The organism is Sphingomonas morindae (genome assembly GCF_023822065.1).
GTDB lineage: Bacteria > Pseudomonadota > Alphaproteobacteria > Sphingomonadales > Sphingomonadaceae > Solisphingomonas > Solisphingomonas morindae.
In genome coordinates, this window is sequence record NZ_CP084930.1 from 1,000,255 (window position 1) to 1,025,568 (window position 25,314).

General features: G+C 72.0%; 23 protein-coding genes. 4 read left to right on the top strand and 19 right to left on the bottom strand.

Annotation, left to right across the window (positions count from 1 at the left end; all coding sequences use genetic code 11):
• Window position 1 precedes the first annotated feature (1 nt).
• The 15 genes from LHA26_RS04950 to LHA26_RS05020 all read right to left on the bottom strand — a co-directional run bounded on the left by LHA26_RS04950 (window position 2) and on the right by LHA26_RS05020 (window position 12,945).
• Complete coding sequence (locus LHA26_RS04950) at window positions 2-784, bottom strand: LysR family transcriptional regulator (RefSeq protein ID WP_252167622.1); 783 nt, start codon at window positions 782-784, stop codon at window positions 2-4.
• Window positions 781-1,179 (bottom strand): Co2+/Mg2+ efflux facilitator ApaG/CorD, encoded by a 399-nt coding sequence (apaG, locus tag LHA26_RS04955; RefSeq protein WP_252167623.1) that lies wholly within the window; start codon window positions 1,177-1,179, stop codon window positions 781-783. The genes LHA26_RS04950 and apaG overlap by 4 nt, the downstream gene beginning before the upstream one ends.
• A complete protein-coding gene (locus LHA26_RS04960; RefSeq protein WP_252167624.1) occupies window positions 1,176-2,384 on the bottom strand; it encodes an aminotransferase class I/II-fold pyridoxal phosphate-dependent enzyme in 1,209 nt (402 codons plus the stop codon). Before LHA26_RS04960 ends, apaG begins: the two co-directional genes overlap by 4 nt.
• A gap of 60 nt (window positions 2,385-2,444) precedes the next feature.
• The gene (leuB, locus tag LHA26_RS04965) at window positions 2,445-3,488 is read right to left on the bottom strand and encodes a 3-isopropylmalate dehydrogenase (RefSeq protein ID WP_252167625.1); all 1,044 of its coding nucleotides are present in this window, start codon (window positions 3,486-3,488) and stop codon (window positions 2,445-2,447) included.
• A 49-nt stretch (window positions 3,489-3,537) separates the two neighbouring features.
• Complete coding sequence (gene recO / locus LHA26_RS04970) at window positions 3,538-4,272, bottom strand: DNA repair protein RecO (RefSeq protein ID WP_252167626.1); 735 nt, start codon at window positions 4,270-4,272, stop codon at window positions 3,538-3,540.
• A 9-nt stretch (window positions 4,273-4,281) separates the two neighbouring features.
• Complete coding sequence (uvrC, locus tag LHA26_RS04975; protein ID WP_252167627.1) at window positions 4,282-6,204, bottom strand: excinuclease ABC subunit UvrC; 1,923 nt, start codon at window positions 6,202-6,204, stop codon at window positions 4,282-4,284.
• Between the two features lie 58 nt (window positions 6,205-6,262).
• Window positions 6,263-6,598, bottom strand: coding sequence for a hypothetical protein (locus tag LHA26_RS04980; protein ID WP_252167628.1), 336 nt, complete (start codon window positions 6,596-6,598; stop codon window positions 6,263-6,265).
• Between the two features lie 68 nt (window positions 6,599-6,666).
• Window positions 6,667-7,218 (bottom strand): F0F1 ATP synthase subunit B family protein, encoded by a 552-nt coding sequence (locus tag LHA26_RS04985; protein WP_252167629.1) that lies wholly within the window; start codon window positions 7,216-7,218, stop codon window positions 6,667-6,669.
• Window positions 7,219-7,228: 10 nt separating this feature from the next.
• A complete protein-coding gene (locus tag LHA26_RS04990; RefSeq protein WP_252167630.1) occupies window positions 7,229-7,720 on the bottom strand; it encodes a F0F1 ATP synthase subunit B family protein in 492 nt (163 codons plus the stop codon).
• Window positions 7,721-7,773: 53 nt separating this feature from the next.
• On the bottom strand, window positions 7,774-8,007 hold the full coding sequence (locus tag LHA26_RS04995; RefSeq protein WP_252167631.1) for a F0F1 ATP synthase subunit C: 234 nt from the start codon (window positions 8,005-8,007) through the stop codon (window positions 7,774-7,776).
• 29 nt (window positions 8,008-8,036) lie between these two features.
• Complete coding sequence (locus tag LHA26_RS05000; protein ID WP_252167632.1) at window positions 8,037-8,825, bottom strand: F0F1 ATP synthase subunit A; 789 nt, start codon at window positions 8,823-8,825, stop codon at window positions 8,037-8,039.
• Between the two features lie 32 nt (window positions 8,826-8,857).
• On the bottom strand, window positions 8,858-9,181 hold the full coding sequence (locus tag LHA26_RS05005; protein ID WP_252167633.1) for an AtpZ/AtpI family protein: 324 nt from the start codon (window positions 9,179-9,181) through the stop codon (window positions 8,858-8,860).
• Between the two features lie 110 nt (window positions 9,182-9,291).
• Window positions 9,292-9,669 carry a YdbL family probable chaperone protein gene (locus tag LHA26_RS05010; RefSeq protein WP_252167634.1) on the bottom strand — a complete coding sequence of 126 codons (378 nt, stop codon included), beginning with the start codon at window positions 9,667-9,669 and terminating at the stop codon, window positions 9,292-9,294.
• The gene (locus tag LHA26_RS05015) at window positions 9,666-9,851 is read right to left on the bottom strand and encodes a YnbE family lipoprotein (protein ID WP_252167635.1); all 186 of its coding nucleotides are present in this window, start codon (window positions 9,849-9,851) and stop codon (window positions 9,666-9,668) included. The genes LHA26_RS05010 and LHA26_RS05015 overlap by 4 nt, the downstream gene beginning before the upstream one ends.
• A 31-nt stretch (window positions 9,852-9,882) precedes the next feature.
• Window positions 9,883-12,945 carry an intermembrane phospholipid transport protein YdbH family protein gene (locus tag LHA26_RS05020; protein WP_252167636.1) on the bottom strand — a complete coding sequence of 1,021 codons (3,063 nt, stop codon included), beginning with the start codon at window positions 12,943-12,945 and terminating at the stop codon, window positions 9,883-9,885.
• A gap of 151 nt (window positions 12,946-13,096) precedes the next feature.
• Here LHA26_RS05020 and radC point away from each other — a divergent pair, with 151 nt between their 5' ends.
• Entirely contained in the window at window positions 13,097-13,780 is a 684-nt protein-coding gene (gene radC / locus LHA26_RS05025; RefSeq protein ID WP_252167637.1) for a RadC family protein, read from the top strand.
• Between the two features lie 9 nt (window positions 13,781-13,789).
• Here the strand turns inward: radC and LHA26_RS05030 are convergent, their stop codons facing one another.
• A complete protein-coding gene (locus tag LHA26_RS05030) occupies window positions 13,790-14,206 on the bottom strand; it encodes a hypothetical protein (protein ID WP_252167638.1) in 417 nt (138 codons plus the stop codon).
• 131 nt (window positions 14,207-14,337) lie between these two features.
• Here LHA26_RS05030 and purB point away from each other — a divergent pair, with 131 nt between their 5' ends.
• Genes purB through LHA26_RS05045 form a run of 3 tightly spaced genes read left to right on the top strand, consistent with a single transcriptional unit; the run spans window position 14,338 to window position 18,771 of the window.
• A complete protein-coding gene (gene purB / locus LHA26_RS05035) occupies window positions 14,338-15,657 on the top strand; it encodes an adenylosuccinate lyase (RefSeq protein WP_252167639.1) in 1,320 nt (439 codons plus the stop codon).
• Window positions 15,650-16,201 (top strand): biliverdin-producing heme oxygenase, encoded by a 552-nt coding sequence (locus LHA26_RS05040; protein ID WP_252167640.1) that lies wholly within the window; start codon window positions 15,650-15,652, stop codon window positions 16,199-16,201. Before purB ends, LHA26_RS05040 begins: the two co-directional genes overlap by 8 nt.
• Window positions 16,198-18,771: an HWE histidine kinase domain-containing protein gene (locus LHA26_RS05045; protein ID WP_252167641.1), complete on the top strand. Its 2,574-nt coding sequence runs from the start codon at window positions 16,198-16,200 to the stop codon at window positions 18,769-18,771. Before LHA26_RS05040 ends, LHA26_RS05045 begins: the two co-directional genes overlap by 4 nt.
• A gap of 18 nt (window positions 18,772-18,789) precedes the next feature.
• Here LHA26_RS05045 and LHA26_RS05050 read toward each other — a convergent pair whose 3' ends face one another.
• Genes LHA26_RS05050 through LHA26_RS05060 form a run of 3 tightly spaced genes read right to left on the bottom strand, consistent with a single transcriptional unit; the run spans window position 18,790 to window position 25,298 of the window.
• The gene (locus LHA26_RS05050; protein ID WP_252167642.1) at window positions 18,790-22,986 is read right to left on the bottom strand and encodes a translocation/assembly module TamB domain-containing protein; all 4,197 of its coding nucleotides are present in this window, start codon (window positions 22,984-22,986) and stop codon (window positions 18,790-18,792) included.
• Entirely contained in the window at window positions 22,986-25,028 is a 2,043-nt protein-coding gene (locus LHA26_RS05055; RefSeq protein WP_252167643.1) for an autotransporter assembly complex protein TamA, read from the bottom strand. Before LHA26_RS05055 ends, LHA26_RS05050 begins: the two co-directional genes overlap by 1 nt.
• Window positions 25,029-25,088: 60 nt before the next feature.
• The gene (locus tag LHA26_RS05060; RefSeq protein WP_252167644.1) at window positions 25,089-25,298 is read right to left on the bottom strand and encodes a hypothetical protein; all 210 of its coding nucleotides are present in this window, start codon (window positions 25,296-25,298) and stop codon (window positions 25,089-25,091) included.
• Between the last annotated feature and the right edge of the window lie 16 nt (window positions 25,299-25,314).

The window sequence follows — 25,314 nt, forward strand, 5'->3', positions numbered from 1 at the left end:
ATCAGCCGGCCAGCGCCGCCACCAGGGCGCGCACCTTCTTCTGCCGCCACTGCGGCAGCGGCGCGACCAGCCAGTAATGCGGGCCGGGCTCGCGCGCGAACACGGCGACGCGGCCCGCCGCGACATCGCCCGCCGCGAGCAGCGCGGGCACCAGCGCGCGCCCGAAGCCGGCGGCGGCCGCTTCCAGCGCCAGCCCGGCATCCGCCACGCTCAGCAGCGGCTCGCTCGCCTGGGGCGGCGCGCCGGGCCAGCCGATCGCCGCCTCGCCGCCGCCTTCCACGCCGACCAGCGCGAAGCCGCCCTCGAGCAGGGCGACGCCTTCATGCTCGCCCTTATCCTCGGCGAAGCGGATGGCGAGATCGAGATTGGCCTCGGTGAAATCGAGCCCATCGTCGGAGGAGAGCAGCACGAAGCGCAGCTCCGGATCGGTGCGCGCATAGTCGGCCAGGCGCGGCGCCAGCCAGCGCCCGGTCATGTCGCGCGGGGCGGCGATGGTGAGCGTCTTGGACGATTGGCCGGCCTGCATCGCGCGCACCGCCTCCTCGAACTGGAGAAAGCCCCGGCGCAGCGCCTCCAGCCCGGCCTCGCCCTCCTGGGTCAGCTCCAGCCCGCGCGTGGTGCGGCGGAACAGCACCACGCCCAGCGTATCCTCCAGCGCGCGGATCTGCTGGCCCACGGCGGCCGGCGTCACCGCCAGCTCATCGGCCGCGCGCGTGAAGCTGAGATGGCGCGCGGCCGCATCCAGCACGCGCAGCCCGTTGAGCGGGAGATGCGTCCGCTTCATCGCGCGGTGACGGGCACGTGCAGCAGGAAGCGGGGAATGGCGACATCGAAGCTGGCGCCGAGCTCGTCGACCATGCCGTAGCTGCCCTCCATCGTGCCGCTCGCCGTATCCAGCGGACAGCCCGAGACATAATCGAAACTGTCGCCGGGGCCGATCAGCGGCTGATCGCCCACCACGCCGCCGCCGCGCACCTGCTGCACCTGGCCGCGGCCATCGGTGATGATCCAATGACGGGTGAGCAGCTGGACGCCGCGCCGGCTCTGATTCTCGATCCGGATATGATAGGCCCAGAACCAGCGATCATGCGCCGGCTCGGACTGTTCGGCCTGATAGCTGACCGACACGCGCACGATGATGCCGCGCGTTTCCGCCTCATAGGGGAAGAGCGCCTTCACAGCCCCACCGCCCGCAGCGCGGCATCGAAATCCTCGAGCAGATCATCCGCATCCTCGAGCCCGATCGACAGGCGCAGCATGCCCTCGGTGATCCCCATATCGTGGCGCACCTCCTCGCTCAGCCCGCTGTGCGTGGTCGAGGCCGGATGCGTCATCAGGCTGCGCGAATCGCCGAGATTGTTGGAGATGTCCACCAGCCTCAAGGCATCGAGCAGGCCATGGGCCTGGGCGCGCCCGCCATCGAGCATGAGCGCGATCACCGTGCCGCCGGCCGACATCTGGCGCATCGCCAGCGCGTGCTGGGGATGCGAGGCGAGGCCGGGATAGAGGAGACGGGGAACGCGGCGCTCCAGAAAGGCGGCGACGCGCAGCGCCGTCTCGCTCTGGCGGCGGATGCGCAGATCGAGCGTCTCCAGCCCCTTCAGCACCACCCAGGCGTTGAAGGCGGACAAGGTGGGGCCGGTGTTGCGGGTGAAGGGCAGCAGCGTATCGGTGATGAAGCGTTCGCTGCCGCACACCGCGCCGGCCAGCACGCGCCCCTGGCCGTCCATCATCTTGGTGGCGGAATAGGCGACGACATCGGCGCCGAACTCCAGCGGGCGCTGCAGCGCCGGGCTGGCGAAGGCATTGTCGACCACGGTGGTGATGCCATGATCGCGGGCGATCGCGCAGATCGCTGCGATATCGGCCACGTCGAGCGTCGGGTTGGTCGGCGTCTCGAAGAAGAAGACCTTGGTCTCGGGCCGGATCGCCGCCGCCCAGGCCTCGGTGTCGCGGCTGTCGACCACGGTGGTGGCGATGCCGAACTTGGGAAGCAGCGTATCGGTGAGCCAGCGGCACGAGCCGAACGCCGCCTTGGCGCCGACCAGATGATCCCCCGCCTGCAACTGGCAGAGCAGGGCCGCCGTCATCGCCGCCATGCCGCTCGCCATCGTCCGCGCCGCCTCGGCGCCCTCGAGCAGCGCGATCCGCTGCTCGAGCATCTCCGTGGTCGGGTTCTGGAGGCGGGAATAGGTCATGCCCGGCTGGTCGCCGGCGAAACGGGCGGCGGCATCGGCCGCGCAATCATAGGCGTAGCCGGAGGTGAGGAAGATCGCCTCCGACGTCTCGCCATATTCGCTGCGCGCGGTGCCGCCGCGCACCGCGCGCGTGGCGGGGCGCCAATTCTGGGTGATCGAGCGATCTTGTCCGGCCTTGCGCTTCATGCCCGCCGCTTTGCGCCCCCTCTCCCGTCCGCGTCAATCGCCGGCTTTGCCGTAAGCCCCTCAGAGCGCGGCGCGCACCGCCTCGCCCATGGCGCGCGTGCCGGTGGCGCCGCCGAGATCGGCGGTGCGGTGCCCCGCCGCCAGCGCGGCGGCGACGGCGCGCTCGATCCGGTCCGCCGACGCCGGATCGCCCAGCGAATAGCGCAGCATCATGGCGGCGGACAGGATCGTGGCGAGCGGATTGGCCTTGTCCTGGCCGGCGATATCGGGCGCGGAGCCGTGGATCGGCTCGTACAGCCCCTTGCCGGCGCGGTCGAGCGTGGCCGAGGGCAGCATGCCGATCGAGCCCGCGCACATCGACGCCTGATCCGAGAGAATGTCGCCAAACAGATTGCCCGTGACGATGACATCGAACTGGCCGGGATCGCGCACCAGCTGCATCGCGGCATTGTCGACATACATGTGGCTCAGCGCGACATCGGGATAGTCGGCGGCGAGCGCGCTCACCACGTCGCGCCACAGCTGCGAGGTCTCGAGCACATTGGCCTTGTCGACCGAGCAGAGCCGGCCGCGCCGCGCCCGCGCCGTCTCGAAGCCGACCCGCGCGATGCGCGTCACCTCGTCCTCGTCATAGCTCATCACGTCATAGCCCTGGCGACGGCCGGCCGGGGTGGTGCGCAGTCCCTTCTCGCCGAAATAGACATCGCCATTGGTCTCGCGGACGATCACCAGATCGATCGCGGCGGCGATATCGGGGCGCAGCGCCGAGGCGGCGGCAAGCTCGGGATAGAGCTTGGCGGGGCGAAGGTTGGCGAACAGCTCCAGATGTTTGCGCAGGCCCAAAATGGCCTGCTCGGGGCGCAGCGCGCGCTCCAGCCCGTCGCACGCGGGATCGCCGACCGCGCCGAACAGGATGGCATCGGCCCGCCGCGCGAGATCGAGCGTGGCGGGCGGCAGCGGATGGCCCTCGGCGCGATAGCCGGCGGCGCCGACCGGCGCCTCCTCGAAGCGGAGCCCGGCGCCGGCGACCGCCTCCAGCACCTGCCGCGCCTCGGCCACCACTTCGGGTCCGATCCCGTCTCCGGGCATGAGCGCGATCAACATGGGCGGTCTCCTTCAACGCGGCGCGTATCGCGGCGCCATGCCAGCCCGCTTACGGCCCGGCAAGCCGGCGCAGCCGCGCCAGCAGCCGCTCGCGCGCATCCAGCACCGCCTCGCGCGCGCCGCCGAGCAGATCGCGCGCGAGGAAAAAGCCGGTGAGGCGGAACCCATCGAGCAGCGCGGGCCAATCCGCCTCGCCGCCCGCGAGCAGAAAGCCCGGCAGCGGCAGCAGCCGCGCGGCATAGGGCTCGCCGGCCGCGCGCGACACGGCCTGGCCGCTGCGCGGGCTGACATAGACAAGATCCGCCCCCGCCCCGGTGGCGGCACAGCGCGCGAGATCGAGGCCGAAGCCCAGCTCGGCGAGCAGCAACAGCTCGTAGCGCGCCAGCGCGCCCGCCCAGAGCCGCGCCGAGGGTGCCGCCTCGATCGCCGCCAGCAGCCCGCCGAGCGCCGCATAGAGGCGCGGATAGGGCTGCGCTTCCGGCAGGGCGATGGCGGTGAGCGCGGTCGCCCAGTCGATCGCCGCCGCCGCCATCGGCTCGCCATGGAGCGGCGCGCGGCTTTCCAGCAGCTCCACCGTCAGCGCCGCGAGCTGCGTGTCGGTGCGCGCGCGCAGCTCGGCAGCGACGCCATTGCCCGGCATCAGCACCGGCCGCAGCCGCCGCGAGCGGCCGCCGCGCACATAGCCGTGGCGCAGGCCGTGCTCGGCGGTGAGCAGGCGCACCACCGCGCCATGTTCGCCATGCGGGCGGACCGCGCAGATCAGGCCGGCGGCGCGGATCAGCACGCCGCCGTCTCAGCCGCGCGGGTGGAAATGATCGTGGATCGCCTGCGCCATCGCCTTGGAGATTCCGGGCGCGCGCTCGAGATCGGCCAGCGCCGCGCCGCGCACCGCCTTGGCCGATCCGAAATGCATCAGCAGCGCCTTTTTGCGCGCGGGCCCTATGCCGGGCACATCGTCCAGCGGATTGGCGGTGAAGCTGCGCGCGCGCTTGGTGCGGTGCGCGCCGATGGCGAAGCGGTGCGCCTCGTCGCGCAGCCGCTGCAGATAGAAGAGCAGCGGCGAGTTGAGCGGCAGCATCGATTCGCGGCCGTCGGGCAGGTGGAAATGCTCGCGCCCGGCGTTGCGGTCCGGCCCCTTGGAGATGCCGACCACAGCGACATCCTCGACCCCGGCCTCCTGCAGCGTCGCGCACACCGCCGAGACCTGGCCCTTGCCGCCATCGATCAGCAGCAGATCGGGCCATTCGCCCGAGCGGCGCTCGGGATCCTCCTTCTCGAGCCGCGCGAAGCGGCGTTCCAGCACCTCGCGCATCATCGCGAAATCGTCGCCCGGCGCGGTTTCGGGGCGCTTGATGTTGAACTTGCGATAGGCGTTCTTGCGCAGCCCCTCGGGGCCGGCGACGATCATCGCGCCCACCATGTTGGTGCCCATGATGTGGCTGTTGTCGTACACCTCGATGCGCGCCGGCGGGCCGTCCAGCTCGAACAGCTCGGCCACCTCGCGCAGGATGCGGCTCTGGGTGGTGCTTTCGGCCTGATGCCGGTCCAGCGCCTCCTCGGCATTGCGGCAGGCCTGCTGGAGCAGCCGCCTCTGCTCGCCGCGCTGGGGCCGCTTGAGCTCGACCCGGCGGCCGGCGCGCGTCGCCAGCATCTCGGCGAGCAGCGCTCCCTCCTCCAGCTCGCGATCGATCAGCACCAGCCGCGCAGGCGGCACCTCCTCGTAGAATTGGGCGAGGAAGCTCACCAGCACCTCTTCCTCGGGCACGTCGGCGGTGTGCGCGGGGAAGAAGCTGCGATGGCCCCAATTCTGGCCGCCGCGGATGAAGAAGGCCTGGATGCACATGGCGCCGCCCTTGGCGGCCAGCGCGAAGACATCGGCATCCGCCACGCCTTCCGCATTGATCGCCTGGGTGCCCTGGATGAAGGTGAGCGCGCGCAGCCGATCCCGGAGCAGCGCCGCCAGCTCGAAATCCATCGCCTCGGCCGCCGCCGTCATCTGATCGCCGAGCTTCTTCTGCACCTGGGTCGATTTGCCGGCGAGAAAGCTTTTGGCATCCTCGACCAGCTCGGCATAATCGGGCTTGGAGATGCGCTCGACGCACGGCGCCGAGCAGCGCTTGATCTGGTAGAGCAGGCAGGGCCGCGAGCGGTTCTGGAAGAAGCTGTCGGTGCAGCTGCGCAGCAGGAACAGCTTCTGCAGCGCGTTGAGCGTGCGTGTCACCGATCCGGCGCTGGCGAAGGGACCGTAATATTGGCCCTTGGCGCGCCGCGCGCCGCGATGCTTCTGCACGCGCGGGAAATCATGATCCTCGCGCAGCAGGATGAAGGGGAAGCTCTTATCGTCGCGCAGCAGGACATTGTAGGGCGGCCGGAACCGCTTGATGAGCTGCGCCTCGAGCAGCAGCGCCTCGGCCTCGGTGTTGGTGGTGACGATCGTCATCGAGCGCGTCTGCGCCACCATGCGCTGGAGCCGCTTGGTGAGCCGCGCGACCTGGACATAATTGCCGACGCGGTTGCGCAGCGCGCGCGCCTTGCCGACATAGAGCACCTCGCCGCGCTGATCCTGCATCCGGTAGACGCCGGGGCGGACGGGCAAAGTCTTCAGCACGTTGCGGATCGCGGCGATGCCCGCCTCGAGATCGGGCTGGTCGCTGCCGCGCACGGTGAAGGCGGACTTATCTTCGGCGAAACGGTCGGGCGCTACGGGATCGGTCACCCCGGCGATTTAGGGTGCGGAGGCGGCGGGCGAAAGGGCCTGCGCGCCGCCGCCCCGGTCAGGCGCGGGCGCGATCGCGCGTGAAGCATTCGGTGGCGGCGCGCGCGCTGCTCACCACGCGGCAGATATGATCCGCGCCGAGAAAGCGGAAGCTGTACAGCTCGCCGAAGCGGGTGCGGACCGAGATCATCTTCTCGTCGCGCTCGAAGGCGGCGATCGGCACCAGCCCCAGCTCGCGCCGGCCGCTGCCGAAGGAGATGGCTTCGGGCGTGATCGTCATGGTCGGCTGGGCGGACAGGCTGATCCGATCCATGCCGGGCCGTTCGCCGATCCACTTGCCGAGCAGGGGATTGGCGCCCGCGCTGATCGCCAGAGCCATGAGCAGTGCGGCCATATACATCCCCCGGGTAACGCCGGAGCATAGCGCGGCGCGGCCGATCCGCCAAGCGCCGCCGCAGCGGCTCAGCCCAGGGTGGCGATCGTCCGGTCGATCAGCGCCGCATCGGCGGCCGCATCGTGCCGCTCGGCGATGATCCGCGCCGCCGCGCCGGCGGCCGCGCTGGCGGCGGTGGCGCGGACATCGGCGATGGCGCCGCGCTCGGCGGCGGCGATCTTGTCCTCCGCCATCTTGCGGCGGCGCGCGATCAGCGCCTCGGCGTCGGTCTTGGCGCGGGCGACGAGCAGGCTCGCCTCCTCGCGGGCGCCGGCGAGGATCGCCTCGGCGTCGCGATGCGCGGCCTTGGCCTTGGCCTCCATGTCCGCGCGCAGCGCCTCCGCCTCGGCGCGCAACGCCCGGGCTTCCTCGAGCTGCTGACGGATGGTGGCGATCTTCTTGTCGAGGCCGGCGGCGATCAGGCGGGGCACGCCCTTCCAGATCATGATCAGGATGACCACCAGCATCGACAGCGCCACCCAGCCGGGCGGGCCGAGGCCGAGGGCGGATTCCTCATGCTCGGAGCCGGGCACGGGCACGCCGACTTCGGCGGTCGTGGCGGCCTGGGCGGGTGCGCTCATATCAGATTCCTCAGGCGGCAAGCTGGGCGCGGACGGCGGCCATCGCCTCGCCCTCGCCGATCTGCGCGCCGGACAGACGCGCGACGATGTCCCGCGCGGCCTCGGCGGCGACGCCTTCAATATCGGCCAGGGCGCGGGCGCGGGCATTGGCCAGCGCCAGCTCGGCCTTTGCGAGCGTCTCGGCCGTGTCGGCGGCGGCGTGGCCGAGCACCGTCTCGGTGTGGCGGACCGCCTCGGCCTTGGCGGTGGCGACCGCCTCGGCGGCGGCCTTGTGCGCGCGCGCCATCTCGGCGGCATAGTCCTTCTCCACCGTCGCGGCGGCCGCGCGCGCCGCCTCGGCGGCGGCGAGATCGCCGGCGATGGTGTCGTTGCGGGCCTGGACCGTGCCTTCGATCTTGGGCAGCATCCCCCGGCCGATCACCACATAGATCACGGCGAAGACGAGCAGCAGCCAGAGCAGCTGCGAGGCATAGATGGATGCGGCTTGATCGATTTGCGGCATTGGTCACTCCGCCCGCGCGGCGGTCCGGCCGGGGCCGGGCCGCCGGGCCGGGCTCAGCCCTTGACGACGAACAGGATGAGGATCGCGACGACGAAGGCGATCAGGCCGAGCAGCTCGGCGGCGGCGAAGCCGATGAACAGGCGGCCCTGCTGGCTGTCGGCGGCGGACGGGTTGCGCAGCGCCGAGGCGAGGAAGGAGCCGAACACATTGCCCACGCCGAGCGCCGCGAGACCCACGCCGATCGCCGCGAGACCGGCGCCGATGACCTTGGCAGAAGCGAGATCCATGACTGTATCCTTATGTTGAAATCGGAAGATTAATGCAGGTTGATGGCGTCGTTCAGATAGAGCGAGGTCAACAGCGCGAAGACATAGGCCTGGATCGCCGCGACCAGCAGCTCGAGCATGCTGACGCCGACGATCATGACGAAGCTGAGCAGGCTCACCACCGGCCCGATCGCGGTGCCGGAATTGATGCCCTGGATCACGAAGCTGGCGAACACGTCGAGCAGGATGTGCCCCGCCGTCATGGCGACGAACAGCCGGAGCCCGAGCGAGAAGGGCCGCACCAGGAAGGACACCAGCTCGATCACGAAGATCAGCGGCACCAGCAGCGCGGGCGTGCCATGCGGGATGAAGAGCGAGAAGAAGTGCAGGCCGTGACGGGCGAAGCCGACGATCAGCACGATCGAGAAGCTCATGATGGCGAGCACGCCGGTGACGGTGATGTGGCTCGTCACGGTGAAGGGGTGCATGCCCGGGATCAGCGCCAGCGGGAAGAGGCCGATGAAGTTGGCCAGCAGGATGAACATGAACAGCGAGAAGACATAGGGGGTGAAGGCACGCCCCTTCGGCCCGATGTTCGACTCGATCATGTTCGAGACGAAGCCGGTAAAGCCTTCCACCATCGCCTGCCAGCGATTGGGCACCAGCTGGCGGCGCATGCCGCCCAGCATGAACAGCCACAGCAGCGCCAGGATCACCACCATGAACGCCGCGGAATTGGTGAAGGCGATATTGTGCCCCAAGAGCGTCCAATCCGCGCCGACCACCGGGTCGACGCGGAATTGCGCCATGGGATCGATGCCGCCGCCCGCTTCAGCCACTCTGGACCCTTCTCATGCTCGAAGCGCCCAGATCACTCCGGGCGCTCGCTAGAAATCCGATAAATATTCCTGAAGGCAACGGCGACGCCAAGCGCCAGCATCACCAGCAGGAGCCAGGGCGAGGTGCCGAGCCAGCGATCCAAGAGCCAGCCGATCAGCGCACCGCCTGCCGGTCCGGCGATCAGCTCGGTCAACACGCGGCTTCCCTGACTATAGCCTTTTTCGGGCTTGCGCGGGCGGCCTTGCGCGATCCGGGCCGTCTCGGCGGAGCGGGCCGCCCTCAACCGCTCCTCGAGCGATGAAGGCTCTCCCCCCGTCCCACCTGACTGGACCTGCCGGGGATCGTCCTGCGCCATGCACCCTCCTCGCGATCGGGAGGGTCATGCCGCGGGCCAGCCCCCCTAGGCGGGCTCCCCTTAGGTGCGGCGGCAGGGCGAGTCAATCGCGGGCGGAATGGCGGCGCGCGTCAGCCGCCGCATTGGGGCGGCAGGGTGATGGGCGCGTCGCGCTTGACCGCCCATATCCCCGGCGCGACCGAATAGGCCCGGCCGGCCTTAAGCCCGGTCAGCGTCTTGCAGCCGATCGAGGCGGCGAACGCCTCGATCGGCACGTTCTTGGCCTGGGCCACCTGGGTATAGCCCTGGCGGCGCTTGATATTGATCGCCTCCACCTCGGCCTTGAGCGCGGCCGAGGGAGGCCGCGCGAAACCCAGATAGCCATCCGCCTGCTCGCCCACGGCGCCGCTGGCGATCGCCGCCTCGACCGCGCTCGACTGGGCGAGGGCGACGCCGCCGGCGGCGAGCGCCAGCGCGGCGAGGCACGGAAAGAGCGCGCGTCGCATCATTTGGGGAAAAGCTCCGGGTTGGAGGTGATGAAATCCTCGGCATCCTTTTTGAGGCTGACGACGACTTCCTGCTTCACGGTGATGTTGAGGTTGATCTCGATCGGGCGATCGGGCGCCTTGACCGAGACACAGCCGCCAAGCGCGCCGACCAGCGGCGGAAGAAGGAGAAGTTGGGGCCGCATGGCGGAATGCTAGCATCCTCTCTGCTGTACGTCACCGTGGCCGATGATCTGCCATGGCATCGCTGACGGCGGGCTGAATGGCGGGGGATGACGGTGCGGCGGCGGCGGGCAGGCCGGTGCCGGCGAGCAGCAGGCTGGGATCGGCATAGGAGCGCGCGGTGCCGAGCAGCGCGCGGAAGGGCGCGCGGATGGCGATGGAGAAGCGGAAGGGCAGGTTGCGGATCAGCCGCGCCACCAGCCCGGCGCCGGGCGTCGCCTCGCGCACGCCGGTGAAGCGCACGCGGCTGACGATCTCCCCATCCAGCCGACCGTCCAGATCCACGGCGAGCGCGCTGTAGCGGATCGCCTTCAGCGCATCGAACGCGAGCGCGCCGAGCCGCCCGACATTCTCCTGCGAGAGCGCGCCGATATAGGCGAGCGTGCCGCCCGGCGGCCGCGCCACCATCTCGCCGCCCTCGATCCGGCCGCCGCGCTGGTCGAACACCATCGGCAGGGTTCCGTCGAACAGGCCGGTGGCGGCCAGGTTGGGCGCCGCCATGTCCTGGACGAAGGCGGCGGCATCGGCGCCGCGCACGCGGAAGGTGAGCCGGCGCTCGCTATCCTGATCGAAGGCGAGCAGCGAGGGATCGAGCGTCAGCTGGCCGCGCGCGAAGGGCCAATGCCCCTCCTCCAGCGCCACCTTCTGCCCCGGCAGCAGCTGATAATGGAGGACGCCCTGTGTCACCGGCACGCCGGGATTGACCTCGGCGATCCGCACCTCCTGGCCGGGCGGCGTGGCGAGCGCGAGCAGATCGTTGAAATGCACCCGTCCCGAAAGTCCGGTAACGGGGCCGAAGGCGGCGGCGAAATCGAGCCGCTCGGTCTCGAAATCGCCCTGCGACGTGATCGCGCCCGGCGCCCAATCGATCCGGGCGCGGCCGCGGACATGGCCGCGCGCATTGGCGATCACGCCCAGCGTCAGCCGGGTGAGCGCCTCGGGCTGCAGCGCCGGGGTGAAGGCGAGATCGGGCACGGCGATGTCCGCGCTGCCCCGCCCCGCGTTCAGATCGTGGCGCAGCGTCACCTCGGCCAGCGTCGCGCCGCCGCCCGGCCGGGTGAGGCCGGTGGTGGCGGTCACCCGCCCCTGGTCCAGCCGCAGCGCCAGCCCGCGCCCCGCCAGCGGCTGGAAGCGTGCGGGCGCCTGCGCGTCGGACAGGGTGAAATCCGCCGCCAGCACCAGCGCGCCGTCCGCCTCGCGCCATTCGCCCTCGCCGCCATCGGCGATCAGGGGCACGCTGCCGATCTGCCCGCCCAGCCGGTGGAAGCGGCCCGCGCGCGCGCCGAACGCGCCGTCGAGCGCGGCGATGTCGAGCCGGGTGGGCGTGGCGCCGGCGCCGAGCCGCACCGCCAGGCCGGTGACGTCGAACCGGTCCTGGTCCAGCGTCACGCGATCGGCGGCGAGGCTGAGCGGCGCCGTGCCCGAGCGGCCGGCGAGCCGCAGATCCGCCACCATCAGCCCGGCGCGGAGCCGCCCGGCGGCGTCGATCGCCGCGATCGGCGCGCCAGCGCGGCCGCAGCCGCGCAGCCGTCCCTCCTCCAGCGTCATGCCCGCGACGGCAAGCCGCGCGAAGCCGATCGGCACGCAGCCGGACTCGAGCCGCCAGCCCCCCGCCCCGCCCGCCAGCGCGAGCGGCAGCGTGAGCCCCTCCACCCGGCCGCCGCCGATCGGGCCATCGGCGGTGAGGCGCGTGGCGAGCCGCAGCGTGCCGGCGTCGTAGCGCAGCGTCACCGGCGTGAGCGCGAGCCGCGCCGCCCCGGCTTCATACGGCGCGGCGAGGATGGTGGCGGTAAGCGGCGCAGCGCCGCGCGGCCGGGCGAAGCGGGCCGTGAGGCGGGGTAGGCCGTCGCCCGCGCTGGCCGCCTGGCCGCTCAGCGCGATCCCGCCGCCGGCCGGCCAGCTCAGCGTGCCGGCGAGGCGCAGCGCGCCGCCGCTCGCGCCGCGCAGCATGGCGTCGGCGAGGCGCAGACGCGGCCCGCCAGGCGGCCGATCGAGCGCGATCCGCGCATCGAGCGTGGCGGCGCGCGCGAGCCGCGCCGCCGCCGCGCCGATCGCCGCCGCCACCGGGCCGGCGGGCGTGGACGCGGCGGCGCGGCCGAAAGCGGCCAGCGCGCGGCGGCGATCCGGATCGAGCGCGAGCCCCGTTCCGTGCACGGTGCCGCTGCCGGTCACACCCCCGGCATAGACCAGTCGCCCCGTCAGGCTGGCCTCGGCGGCGCGGAGCCCGGCTGCGGCGAGGCGCGGTGCGGCGAGGCGCAGCGTGCCCATGCCGGTGGTGGCGCGGCGATCCCCGGCGAAGCGCAGCGCGCCGTTCAGCGCCGCGATCCGCGCCGGCCCCGCCGCGCCCGGCCCGGCGGCGAGCGCGAGCCGCCCCTCCCAGCGATCGAGCGCGGGCGAGAGGCTGGCGCGGCCGTCGATCCGCGCCGGGCCGAGCGCCGCGCCGCCGCAGCGCAGGCCGGCGAGGGTCAGCGGCCCCGCCAGTTCGGGCCCTCCGCCGGCCACGCGCACCGCCAGCGTGCCCGCCAGGCCGGTGAGGCGGCAGCCGGGCGCGGGCCGCAGCTGCGGCGCGGCGAGCGTGAGCCGGCCGCTGAAATCGCGCGCCGCATTGCCCCGGCCGTCGAGCCGCGCCGCGATCGCCCCGGCCGGGGTGGCGAGCGCGAGCCGCGCATCGGCGAGCGTCAGCGCCAGATCGGGCAGGCCCGCCGCGCCACGGCCCTGCGGCCGCAGCCGATCGAGCGCGCCGAGCGACAGGCCGCGCGAATCGATCCGCGCGGCCAGCCGCACCCCCTCGGCGCGCACGCCGCGCAGCTGCGCGCCGCCGGCGCCATAGCCCAAGGCGAGATCCAGGCTGCGCACGGTGAGATCGGGCGCGCGCGGATCGCCGATGCGAAGATCCGCCAGCCGCTCGTGGAACGGCCCGATCGACACCAGCCGGTAGGAGGCGCGCACGCCGCGCCGCGCCAGTTCGCGATCCACCACGCCGCGCACCAGCGTCTGGCGCTCGATCCATACGCCGCCCAGGACGAGGAGGATCGCGGTGCCCGTCGCAAGCGCCACAGGCCGCCGCCGGCGCCATCCCGATCGGCCCCCGGGCCTGTTTTCCTCCGCGCCTGATATCATCGTATCGGCTCTTTATGCGGGCCGCGCGCCGGGCTCCAGGTTTTCGCGAAATTGTGGCGCGCCGCGCCGTCGCCTAGCGTGGGTCCACATGCATGATCGATCCCACTCCGCCGACGGCCACCGCGCGCGCCTGCGTCGGCGCCTGCTGACACAAGGGCCCGACTCTCTCGACGACCATGAGCTGGTGGAATATCTGCTCGCGCTCGCCATTCCGCGCCGCGATACCAAGCCGCTCGCCCGCGCGCTGCTGCACGAATTCGGCGACATTGCGCGCCTGTTCGCGGCCGAGCCCGAGGCGCTGATGCGCGTGAAGGGCATGGGCGCGAGCGCGGCGGCGGCGATCCGGATCGCCGATGCCGCCGCGCTGCGCCTGCTGCGCGCCCGCGCGATGCAGGGGCCGGTGCTGGCGAGCTGGCAGGCGCTGCTCGATTATCTGCAGGCCGACATGGCGCATATCGGCATCGAGCGGGTCCGCGTGCTGCATCTCGACACGCGCAACCGCCTGATCCGCGACGAGCTTGTGTCCGAAGGGTCGATCGATCAGGCAACGGTCCATATCCGCGAGGTGCTGAAGCGCGCGATCGAGCTGGACTCGGCGGCGCTGATTTTGGTGCACAACCACCCGAGCGGCGATCCGGCGCCGAGCCGCCAGGACATCGCGCTGACCCGCGAGATCATCGCCGCCGCCAAGCCGCTCGGCATCCTGCTGCACGATCACATCGTCATCGGCGCGCAGGGCCATGCCAGCCTGCGATCGCTCGGGCTGATCTGAGGCGGCGGCTCAGCGCGCGAGGAAATCCGCCATTTCCTCCGGGGTGACGCCGCCATCGTGATTCGCGTCGGCCACCGCGAAGGCGCGCGCGGCGGCGTTCATCGCCGGCACCGGGCGGATGCCGCCGGACTGCGCCGCGCCCGCCGCCGCCACCTTCGCGCCATTGGCGCGCATCACCCAGGTCGCGAATTCGAGCGGCCCGAGCCGGCCGGTGCGGCGGACATCGTAGCGCGGCCATTCGGCCCTGACCGCCGCGAGGATCTGCGCGCGAGCGGGCTTGGCGCGGGGCGTCGGATGCGCCGGCGCCGGTTCGGCGCGCGCCATGGGCGCCGCGGGCAGGCGCTGGACGGGCGCGGGCGCGACCGGCCCCGGCTCCGGGCGTGCCGCCGCCTCGGCGACCAGCAGGGCCGCCAGCAGGATCGTCATCGTCTCGTCTCCATGGGCGCCGGCGCATCGCCTGTCCCGCCTTGCGAAAGGCTGAACATGGCTTCGTTGCGGGGGCCGGCGGCCTCTGCTACGCGCACCGCTTTCTTCCGGCGGCACGCAAGGAGTTCCGCATGATTCCGCGCTATTCGCGACCCGAAATGGTCGCGATCTGGACGCCCGAGAGCCGCTTCCGCATCTGGTTCGAGATCGAGGCGCATGCGCTCGACGCCATGGCCGCGCTCGGCGTGGTGCCGGTCGAGGCGGCGCAGCGCGTGTGGGAGGCGGATCGCGCCGCCGGCGCCTTCGACGTCGCGCGAATCGACGCGATCGAGGCCGAAACCAAGCATGACGTGATCGCCTTCCTCACCCATGTCTCGGAGCGGACCGGGCCCGAGGCGCGCTTTCTCCACCAGGGCATGACCAGCTCCGACGTGCTGGACACCTGCCTCGCGGTGCAGCTGAGCCGCGCCGCCGATCTGCTGATCGCCGATGTCGACGCGCTGCTCGCGGTGCTGGAGCGGCGCGCCTTCGAGCACAAGCGTACCCCCACCATCGGCCGCAGCCACGGCATCCATGCCGAGCCGGTGACCTTCGGGCTCAAGCTGGCCCAGGCTCATGCCGAATTCCAGCGCGGCCGGGCGCGGCTGGTGACGGCGCGCGCCGAGATCGCGACCTGCGCCATTTCCGGCGCGGTCGGCACCTTCGCCAATATCGATCCGCGCGTGGAAGCCTATGTGGCCGAGAAGATGGGGCTGGTGCCCGAGCCCGTCTCGACCCAGGTGATCCCGCGCGATCGCCATGCCATGTTCTTCGCCATTCTGGGCGTGATCGCCTCCTCGGTGGAACGGCTGGCGATCGAGGTCCGGCATCTCCAGCGCACCGAGGTGCTGGAGGCGGAGGAATATTTTTCGCCGGGGCAGAAGGGCTCCTCGGCCATGCCGCACAAGCGCAATCCGGTGCTCACCGAAAACCTCACCGGCCTCGCCCGGCTGGTGCGCGCGGCGGTGACGCCGGCGATGGAGAATGTCGCGCTGTGGCACGAGCGCGACATCTCGCATTCCTCGGTGGAGCGCGGCATCGGGCCCGACGCCACCATCACCCTCGATTTCGCGCTCGCCCGGCTCACCGGCGTGATGGACAAGCTGCTCGTCTATCCCGAGCGGATGCGCAAGAATCTGGATCGCATGGGCGGGCTCGTCCATTCGCAGCGGGTGCTTCTGGCGCTCACCCAGGCCGGCGTGAGCCGCGAGGACGCCTATCGGCTGGTCCAGCGCAACGCGATGAAAGTGTGGGAATCGGACGGCGCGCTGTCGCTGCTCGATCTGCTCAAGGCCGATCCCGAGGTGACGGCGGCGCTCGGCCCCGCCGAGATCGAGGAAAAGTTCGATCTCGATTATCATTTCCGTCAGGTCGACACGATCTTCGATCGCGTCTTCGGCCGCCATGGCTGAGCGCGGCGGCGCCCATGCCGCGCTGCGCGCCGCGACCCGCGCGGACCATGATCGCGTCGACGCGCTGTTCGGCGCGCTGACGCTGGCGTCGGCGGCCGATTATCGCGCCTTCCTGCTGGCGCAGGCGCTGGCGCTGCCGGCGGTGGAGCGCGCGCTGGACGAGGCGGATTTCGCCGGCGCGCTGGCGGACTGGCCGGGCCGCCGGCGCGGCGACGCGCTCGCCGCCGATCTCGCCGCGCTCCACACCCAAGCGCCCGATCCGCTGCCGCCGCCCGCGCTCGCCGGCCGCGCGGCGCAATGGGGCGCCGCCTATGTGCTCGAAGGCTCGCGGCTGGGCGGCCAATTGCTCGCCCGACAGCTTGGCGCGGGCCAGCCCAATGCCTATCTTGGCAAAGTGCACGCACCCGGAAAGTGGCGAGATTTTCTCAGCGCGCTCGATCAGGCGATCGAGACGCCGCCGGCTGTCGCCGAGGCGGTGGCAGGCGCGCGCGCGGTATTCGCGCTGTTTGAGCGTGCGGGACGGCGCGCGATGGAGATGCATTGATCCAGCCCCTCGCTCCCGCCGGTGCGCCTGCGGTGGACCTGTCCAACTGCGATCGCGAGCCGATCCATATCCCGGGGCTGATCCAGTCCTTCGGCTTTCTGCTCGCGCTCACCTCGGATTGGATGGTGGCGCGGGCCTCGGCCAATAGCGAGGCCTTTATCGGCCAGCCGGCGGCCGCGCTGATCGGCCGGCCCGTGCTCGACATTCTGGGCGGCGAGGCGGTGCACGCGATCCGCAACCGCGTCGCGCTGCTGCGCGGGCCGGACGCCACCGAGCGGCTGTTCGCCCTGCCCGTTCAGGGGGTGGAGCAGCGGTTCGATTGCGCGGTGCATCTCGCCAATGGCGGGATCGTCGTCGAGCTGGAGCCCTGCCATCCGGAGCTAGGCGACGGTGCCGGGCTGGTTCGCTCGATGATGGCGCGGCTCGACCAGGCGGAGACGCTGGACGGCTTTCTGCGCGAAGGCGCGCGCCAGATCCGGGCGCTGACCGGGTTCGACCGGGTGATGGTGTACCGCTTCCACGCCAATGGCGACGGCGAGGTGGTGGCGGAGGCGGCGCGCAGCGGCATCGGCAGCTTTCTCGGCCTCAACTACCCGCATACCGACATCCCCGCCCAGGCGCGCCGGCTGTACGAGCGCAACCTGTTCCGGATCATCGCGGATGTCGCGGCGCCGCCGGTGCCGATCGTGCCCGCGCTGGACGAGAGCGGCCGTCCGCTCGATCTGTCGCTGGCGGTGCTCCGCGCGGTGTCGCCGATCCACATCGAATATCTCACCAATATGGGCGTGGGCGCGTCGCTCTCGGTGTCGATCCTGCTCGAAGGCAAGCTCTGGGGCCTGTTCGCCTGCCACCATTATGGCCCGCGCTGCCCCGGGCTCGAGCGGCGCTCGCTCACCGAATTGTTCGGCCAGATGTTCGCGATGAAGCTTGAGACGATCGAGCGCCGCGCCGCCGCCGCCTTCGCGGATCGTGCCCGCGCGGTGGGCGACCGGCTGCTGGTCCAGCTCGCCGGCAATGAATCGCTGCGCGACGATCCCGCCTGGCTCGCCGAGACGATCGGCGACGCCATCCCCTCCGACGGCATCGGCGTGATCGTGAACGGCCAGATCGCGCTCGCGGGGCTGACCCCGCGCGAGGATGCGTTCGTCCGCCTGGTGCGCGAACTCAACCGCACCACCGCCGGCCGGGTGTTCGCCACCGATTCGATCGCCGGCTTCTTTCCCGAGGCGGCCGAATGGGGCCACCAGGCCGTCGGCATGCTGGCGCTGCCGATCTCGCGCAGCCCGCGCGATTATGTGGTCCTGTTCCGCCAGGAAATGGTGCGTTCGGTGCGCTGGGCGGGCGATCCGCACACGCCCAAGAGCTTCGGTCCCAATGGCGATCGGCTGAGCCCGCGCAAAAGCTTCGAGGCCTGGTCGGAGACCGTCCAGGGCCGCTCGCTGGCCTTTTCGCCGGCCGAGCTTGACGTCGCCGAAAAGCTGCGCGGCACGCTGATCGAAGTGGTGCTGCGCATGTCGGATGAGGCGCATGCCGAGCGCCAGCTCGCGGCCGAGCGGCAGGAGCTGCTAATCGCCGAGCTTAACCACCGCGTGCGCAACATTCTCGCGCTGATCCGCGGCCTGGTGCGCCAGTCGCGCGGCAGCACCGGCTCGGTCGAGGAGTTCGTGCGCGAACTCGACGCGCGCATTCACGCGCTGGCGCGCGCGCACAACCAGATCACCGCCGATCACTGGAACCCCGCGCCGGTGCGCGGCCTGATCGAGACCGAGGCCGAGGCCTATCTCGGCGGCGCCAGCGGCCGCGTGCAGGCGACGGGGCCGGATGTGCTGCTGAGCCCCAACGCCTTTTCCACCCTCGCGCTGGTGATCCACGAGCTTGTCACCAACAGCGCCAAATATGGCAGCCTGTCCGATAGCGGCCGGGTCGAGACGCACTGGGCGATCCGCGAGGATGGCGCGCTGATCCTCGACTGGCGCGAGATCGGCGGCCCGGCGGTGACGGCGCCGCGCCGCCAGGGATTCGGCAGCACCATCATCCGCCGCTCCATCCCCTATGATCTGGGCGGCGAGGCCGAGGTGGAGTTCGCGCTTACCGGACTGCGCGCGCATTTCGTGATCCCCGCCGCGCATGTCGGGCGGCGGCCCGGCGCGGCGGCGCGCGAGGCCAGCGCGCCGGCGGTGCGGCCGGCCGAGCCGCGCACCCGCCCTTCGCTGCCCGCCGGGCCGGTCCTGCTCGTCGAGGACAGCCTGATCATCGCGATGGACGCGGAGGATATTCTCGTCCGGCTCGGCGCCGAGCGCGTGCTCACCGCCAATTCGGTGCGCGCCGGGCTGGAGGAGATCGCGCTGGAAACGCCGGTGCTCGCCATTTTGGACGTCAATCTCGGCCCCGAGACCAGCCTGCCGATCGCGGATCGGCTGAAGGCGCTGGGCGTGCCCTATCTCTTCGCCACCGGCTATGGCGAGCAGGCGCAGCTGCCGGAGCCGCATGCCCAGATTCCGGTGGTGCAGAAGCCCTATACGCAGGACGGCGTGGAGCAGGCCCTGCGCGCGGTGCTGCCCACTCCCTGAGCCGCACCGGCCGCCGGCTCAGTAATCCTTGGAGATCCGCACATTGGCGCTTTGCCGGCCGATGGTGGAAATGGTCGAGAGCAGCGACAGCCAGCGCGTCACCTGGAACTCGATCCGCGTCGCCGAATAGCCCTGGCCGTCCGTCACCAGCTCCACATAGGTGCGGCGGCCGATATATTTGCCGGCGGCGATCGAGGTCTTCTGGCCGGTGGTGACATCGGCGGCCTCGATCCGCAGCCGATCGAGACCGGCGACGCGGCGGATGGCGTTGATCGGATCCAGCGCGCCGCGCCCGCCGCCGGTACGCAGCGCGTTCACCGCCGCCGCCAGCTGAAGCGCCTCGGGCGCCGAGAGATTGGCGATCGAGGTGCCGAACAACAGCCGCGACAGCAGCTCGTCCTCGGGGAGCGCGGGAACGCTGGTGAAGGACAGTTCCGGCTTGCTGCCCGTGCCCGAGACACGGATCGTGGCGTTGAGGTTGGAGATCGACGCGATCGCCGCGATATCGAGCGCGGGATCGACCGGCTGGCTGCCGGTGAAGCGGATGATGCCGCGATCCAGATCGAAGCGGCGACCGGCGAACTGGTAGCTGCCGCGGATCATGTCCGCCCGCCCCGTGATCGCCGGATTGTCGACCGTGCCGCGGATCTGGAGCTTGGCGCGCCATTCGCTGTCGAGCCCGAGGCCGCGCACGAACAGCTGGTTGCGCGCATCGGTGGTGAGATCGAGCGACCAGGGCGCGGGCGCCGCCTCGGGCTCGACATCGGCGGGGCGGTTGAGCTCGGTGACGGCGAGATGCGGCACCGCCGTGGCGGCGACGCTGCCGAAGCGATAGGTGGCGCGGTCGAGCCGGACGGCGCCGCTGATCGCGCCGCCCCGCCCATTGGAGCGGATGGTGAGAGGCCCGGTCACGGTGGCGGCGATATCGTCGCGATTGAGCAGCAGCGCCTTGCGCGCGGTGAGCGCGATATCGATGCCGAGCCCCTGCGGCGCGGCGAAATCGAAGCTGGCCTGGCCGCTGAGCGCGCCATCGTCGCGCGTGGTGCCGCTGAACTGATCGATCACCAGCCTCGATCCGTCGAACCGGCCGCGCCCCTTGATCCCCTCGATCACGGTGCCGAGCGTGGCGCTCTCCAGCCGCGCCGCGCCGGTCGCCAGCGAGCCGCGGATCACGGGCGCATCGACCCGCCCGCTGATATCGGCGCCGATCGCCACCGGCCCCGACAGATCGATCGTCTCGATCCCCGACAGGCGCCACAGCGTGTCGATCGGCCCGGCATAGCGAAGCTGGCCGAACAGCCCGGCATGGGCGAAACGCTCGGCCAGCGTGCCGCCGGGCGGAAGCGGGCCGAGCGCCGCCTGGGCGCGTCCGATCACCTGGCCGCCCGATGCCGCGACCGCGCGCAGCGCGGCGCGATCGCCGGTCAGCGCCGCTTCCACCCCGAGATCGACCGGGCGCGAGGAGAGCACCAGCCCGGCGCGGCTGAGCCCGCGCACGCGCAGCGTCACCCGGCCGCTCGGCAGCGCCCCCTCCTGCGCGCGGCCATAGCTGATCCGGCCGCTGGCGGCGCCGCTCAGCGCCAGGCCGGGCTTGAAGATGTCGAGCATCGTCAGGGGCAGCGCGGAGAGGCTGGCCTCGAAGCGGTTGGGCCCGGCGCCGAAGCGGCCCGCCACGGTGGCGCCGCCGCCGCCATAGCTGAGCCCGGTCGGCTCGAGCCGCCAGCCGGCGCCGTCGCGGCTGAGCGTGGCGGGGCTGGTCAGCGTCACCGGCCGGCCATCGATCTGGCCGCCGCCGCGCAGCCGGTACTGCATCGGCGCGACATCGATATCGGTATCGAAGCTGAAGGCCTTGCCGCGCGATCCGGCGAGGCTGGCATGGATCAGGCCGCGCCCGCCCGCGAGCCGCGCCTGGCCATCGGCGCGGGCGAGGAAGATGGTGCCGCGCCTGAGCCCGCGCGCCATCACCTGCGCCGTCACGCGGGTGGCGGCGGGATCGAGCACGATGTCGGCATCGGCGCGCCCACGCCGCACCGTGAGATCGGCATCGCCCGCGAGCCGGGCATCGGCGGCGGCGATGTGGACGAGGATGCGCTGCAGGGCCTGCGCCGCCGCCAGATCGATCGTGCCGGTCAAGCCGCCGCCCGCCACCGCGAGCCGGCCGGCCAGCACCGGCCCCACCGCCGTCAGCCGTCCGGTGGCGCGCGTGCCCGACACCGCGAGCGCGGCGACGTCGATCACGGTCGGCTGCTGCGGCGGGGTAAGGATGCGCCCGCCCAGCGTGAAGGGGCCGAGCGTCGATCCGCCCTGCGCCTGGAGCGCGAAGCCTTCGGGCACCGGATCCAGCGCGACGCGCACCCCGGCAAGGCCGAGCGCGGGCACCGGGCGATCGAGCAGCAGCCGCACCTGGGGATGATCGATCAGCCCGTCGAGCGCGAGGCGGAATGGCCCGTAACTGGTCTGGCTGCCGCTGCCCTCGAACTGGAAGCTGCCGTCGCGGCGACGCAGGCCGGCGCCGCTGATGCGCAGCGCGGGCGCGGTGACGGTGAGGTTGGTGAGCCGGAGCCCACCATCGGGCTGGCGCACGAGATGGGTTTCCAGCATCGGCAGGCCGCCCGCCAGTCCGCGCAGAAAGCCATTGTCGAAGCGCCGCACCCAGGCGCGGCCGCGCCCCTCCACGATCGCCGCGCGCGTATCGGCGGTGGGGCGGACGGCCAGCTCGGTCAGCACGTCCACCAGACCCAGATTGGGGATGAGATAGCGCGTCAGCCCGCCCGAGAGCGTGACGCCGAAGCGGCCGGTGACGAGATCGACGAACAGCGCCAGCCGGCCGTTCAGCTTGTCGGAGCGCAGGCTCAGCCCCTCGCCCGTCACCAGCCTGGGCGTGACGCGCAGCCGGCCGCTGACCGCCAGATTGGCGAGAATGCCCCCCGCCTCCGCGCCCACCCCGGTCACCCGCCGCGCGGTGAGCCGCAGCGGCAGATCCAGCGCGCGGCCGCCCAGCCGCCCCTCGCCGGCGGCGCGCACCGCCTCGAAGCCGGTCGTGTCGAAGGCGAGCGTCGGGGCGGTCAGCGCGTAGCGGAAGGCGGCGGTGCGGAACGGCCCGGCGAGGCGCGCGCGCAGCCGCACGTCGCGCCCCGTCATATTGGGGAAGAGCGCCGCCGGCCGGCGCAGCGCCAGGTTCACGGTCAGCGGATCGAAGCGGCTGGCGGCCAGATCAATCCGGCCCTGGGCCTGCGCCTCGAGCGCGGGCGCCTTCAAGGCGAGCCGGCCGGTGAGCTGGCGATCGGCATAATGCGCGCGGCCGGACACGCGGACCGCCGGGCTGGTGAGGCGCTGGAGCTTGCCCGCGACGAGGCTGGCGGGGGTGACGAGCCCCGACAGCGCATAATCGCCCCGCGCCTCGGCAAGGGCGAGATCGGCGACGCTGCGGCCGGCGACGCGCAGCCGCGCCCGGCCGCGCCAGCCGCGCCACCGCCCGGTGCCGCTGATCGCCATCGCCACCGGCCGGCGCGCGCCGAACAGGCCGGGCACCACCCCCGTCGCGGGCGCGGTGAGCCGGCCGTCCAGATCGAACCGGTCCTGCGCGGGCGCGGTATCGAGCCTGAAGGCGAGGCGATCGCCCGCCGTGGAGGCGGCGACGAGATGGATCAGCGCCCGCCCCCGCGCGGTATCCGCCCGCGCGCGCAGCCGCACCAGCCGCCGCGCACCCGCCACCGGCGGCTCCAGCCGCAACCGCAGATCGACCGCGCCGAGATGGATGGGATAGCCGGGTATCAGCGGCTGCGGATGGGCGGAGGGCCGCAGCCGGGGCAGGCGCCGGAGGATCACCAGATCGGAGCCGAGGCGATCGACATAGAGGCGATGCGCGAACCAGCGCGTCGGCCGCCAGTCCAGCGTCACCAGCGGTGCCTCGAGGAACAGGCCCTGGGGATCGGACAGGCGGAGGTCGCGCAGCCGGGCATGGCGCCAGATCGAGCCCTCGATCCGGCCGATATGGATGCGCAGGCCGGTGGAGGGGCGCAGTTCGCCGATGCGATCGACGATGAAGCGGTGGCCGGCATCGCTGTCCACGCCAATGCCGATCACGGCGACGAGCGCCGCCAGCAGCGCCACCAGCCCGGCGAGCGCGCGCGCCAGCCGCCCCGGCCAGCGCCGCCGCGCGCGGGGCGGCGGCGCCGCTGGCGCCGGAGCGGCGCTCGCGTCCGGCTCAGCCATCAGAAGGCCTGGCCGAGCGAGACATAGATGGCGACGCGGCTGTCGCCGGGCTGACGGTTGATGGGTGTGCCGACATCGACGCGGATCGGACCGAAGCTCGTATAATAGCGCACGCCAAGCCCCGTGCCGAAGCGGAAGCCGGTGAAGCGCGGCAGCGCCGCCGTATAGAGATTGCCGCCATCGAGAAAGGGCACGATGCCGAAATTGCCGAAGCGGAACCGCGCCTCGGTGCCGAACTCGGCAAGGCTGCGGCCACCGATCGGATCATTGTCGACATCGCGCGGGCCGATCCGCTGATAGCCGAAGCCGCGCACCGAGCCGCCGCCGCCCGCGTAGAAGCGCCGGGTGGGGGCGATGCGATCGCGGCTGGCGCCCTGGATCGAGCCGAGCCGCACCCGCGCCGCCAGCACGATGCGATCGCCCAGCGGCTGATAGGCCGAGCCATCGATCTGCAGCCGCGCATAGCCGAAGGCCGAGCCCTGGAGCGACAATTCGGGCGAAACGCGCGCCGCCAGCCGATAGCCCGAGGAGGGATTGAGCAGATCGTCCGATCCGTCATAGGCGAGGCTGGTCGGCACGGCGGCGATATAATAAGTGCGCCGGCGCGGCTGGCCGGTGGCGGCGATCACGTCGCGCTCGTCCGATGTCGCGAACTCGACGCCGTAGGACCAGGTCCATTTCTTCTGCCAGACGATGTTGGTCTGCCGCTCGATCCCCGCGCTGATGCTGAAGGTGTTGGCATCATAGGCCGGGCGCTTCTGGTGATCGGCCGCGATCTGCGCCGTGAACACCTGGTCGCGCTGGCGGAAATTGCCGCGCCGCAGCTGCGCCGAGACAAGCTGTTCCTGCGTGCCCGCCTTGCCGCGGAAGGTCACCGCGCCTTCGGGCGGGAGCAGATTGCGGTGCTGCCACGAAAGCTCGACGCTGGCGCCCTCGCCCGTGCCATAGCCGATCGCCGCCGCGACGGTGCGCGGGGGCGCCGGCTCGAGCCGCACGGCGAGATCCACCACCTGCGGATCGGCCGTGCGCACCGGCCGGATCTGCACCACCGACACAAGGCCGGTCGCCACCAGCGCGCGGCGGAGATCGTCGAGCCGCTCGGCATTGTAGCGATCGCCCGGCTTGAGCCTGGAGATGCGCGTGACATGGCGCGGCCCGAACACGCGATGCCCCTCCAGCCGGATCGCGCCGATGCGCATCCGCGCGCCCGGCGTCACCGCCAGCGCGAGCGTGGCGCGGTGCGTGTCATGATTGATGGTGATGTCGGGATCGGCCACGACGGCGAAGGCATAGCCGCGCGCGCCGAGCGCGGCGCGAAGCGCGGCGATGCCGCCATTCACGCGATCGGCATCGGCGGGATCGCCGGGCTTGAGCGCCAGCGCCGAACGCAGCGCCGGGGCATCCTCGCCCGCCGCGGCAAGCCCGCTGACATGCACCTCGGCAAAGGCATAGCGCTGGCCCGGGCTGGCCAGCAGCGCCACCTGGAGGCGCTGCGCCGTCCCCGCCACCGGACCGGTGGGCAGCGCGACGCGGGTGTCGACCTCGGCATCATAATAGCCGGCGGCACGCAGCAGCTCGCGCAACAGGCCCGCATCCTGGCGGGCGCGGCGATCGATCTGCGCGACATTGGCGGGCTTTTCGAGCCCGGCATGGAGCACCGACAGCTCGTCGAAGCGCGTGCGCAGCGCCGCGCCGCCGCCAATATCCTCAAGCCCGTCGAGCCGGATGGTATAGCGTTGCTCGCCGACCGGCACGGATCGGCCGCGGCTCGCCACCGGCGCGGCGGGCGGTGGCGGCGGCAGCGCCAGGGTAGGGATCGGGCCGGGCGCCACCAGCAGCGGCGCCGCCTCGTCCGGCCGGCTGAGATCGGGCCAATCGACCCCAAGATCCGGCAGCGGCGCCAGCGGCGAGCCGGGATCGAGCACATCGGCCGGCGGCGTGGCGATGCCGGGCTGCTCGCCCCGGGCCACGGCCGGACACAAAGCGAGGGTGATCGCGGCGCGCGCCCGCCAGGCGCTGAGCCGCGCGGCGGCGGACGACATGGCCCGACAGTAGAGCCTGATGCGGCAAGGGGAAAGCGTCTCGCGCGGCGCCTGGCGGCGCTAGTGCACCGTGCCCGAGGGCGCCGCCGTCTCCAGCATGCGGATGGTGCGGCCGACGCGGCACCAGCGCGTGTAATGGATGAAATTGCCCCAATCCCGGCTGCGCGCCGCCCGCTGGCGCGCCTCGCCGATCGCGCCGGGGCCGAATTGCTCAATCAGCGCGGAAGCCTGATCATAGGCTTCGCGATCACCGATGAAGATGAGTTCCACGTCTTGTCTCCCCGCT

Bases quoted from the DNA above. Each gene is read 5' to 3' on its own strand.
- LHA26_RS04950 (WP_252167622.1), bottom strand. From the start codon at position 784: ATGAAGCGGACGCATCTCCCGCTCAACGGGCTGCGCGTGCTGGATGCG.
- LHA26_RS04960 (WP_252167624.1), bottom strand. From the start codon at position 2,384: ATGAAGCGCAAGGCCGGACAAGATCGCTCGATCACCCAGAATTGGCGC.
- leuB (WP_252167625.1), bottom strand. From the start codon at position 3,488: ATGTTGATCGCGCTCATGCCCGGAGACGGGATCGGACCCGAAGTGGTG.
- LHA26_RS04980 (WP_252167628.1), bottom strand. From the start codon at position 6,598: ATGGCCGCACTGCTCATGGCTCTGGCGATCAGCGCGGGCGCCAATCCC.
- LHA26_RS04985 (WP_252167629.1), bottom strand. From the start codon at position 7,218: ATGAGCGCACCCGCCCAGGCCGCCACGACCGCCGAAGTCGGCGTGCCC.
- LHA26_RS04990 (WP_252167630.1), bottom strand. From the start codon at position 7,720: ATGCCGCAAATCGATCAAGCCGCATCCATCTATGCCTCGCAGCTGCTC.
- LHA26_RS04995 (WP_252167631.1), bottom strand. From the start codon at position 8,007: ATGGATCTCGCTTCTGCCAAGGTCATCGGCGCCGGTCTCGCGGCGATC.
- LHA26_RS05005 (WP_252167633.1), bottom strand. From the start codon at position 9,181: ATGGCGCAGGACGATCCCCGGCAGGTCCAGTCAGGTGGGACGGGGGGA.
- LHA26_RS05010 (WP_252167634.1), bottom strand. From the start codon at position 9,669: ATGATGCGACGCGCGCTCTTTCCGTGCCTCGCCGCGCTGGCGCTCGCC.
- LHA26_RS05015 (WP_252167635.1), bottom strand. From the start codon at position 9,851: ATGCGGCCCCAACTTCTCCTTCTTCCGCCGCTGGTCGGCGCGCTTGGC.
- radC (WP_252167637.1), top strand. From the start codon at position 13,097: ATGCATGATCGATCCCACTCCGCCGACGGCCACCGCGCGCGCCTGCGT.
- LHA26_RS05030 (WP_252167638.1), bottom strand. From the start codon at position 14,206: ATGACGATCCTGCTGGCGGCCCTGCTGGTCGCCGAGGCGGCGGCACGC.
- purB (WP_252167639.1), top strand. From the start codon at position 14,338: ATGATTCCGCGCTATTCGCGACCCGAAATGGTCGCGATCTGGACGCCC.
- LHA26_RS05040 (WP_252167640.1), top strand. From the start codon at position 15,650: ATGGCTGAGCGCGGCGGCGCCCATGCCGCGCTGCGCGCCGCGACCCGC.
- LHA26_RS05050 (WP_252167642.1), bottom strand. From the start codon at position 22,986: ATGGCTGAGCCGGACGCGAGCGCCGCTCCGGCGCCAGCGGCGCCGCCG.
- LHA26_RS05055 (WP_252167643.1), bottom strand. From the start codon at position 25,028: ATGTCGTCCGCCGCCGCGCGGCTCAGCGCCTGGCGGGCGCGCGCCGCG.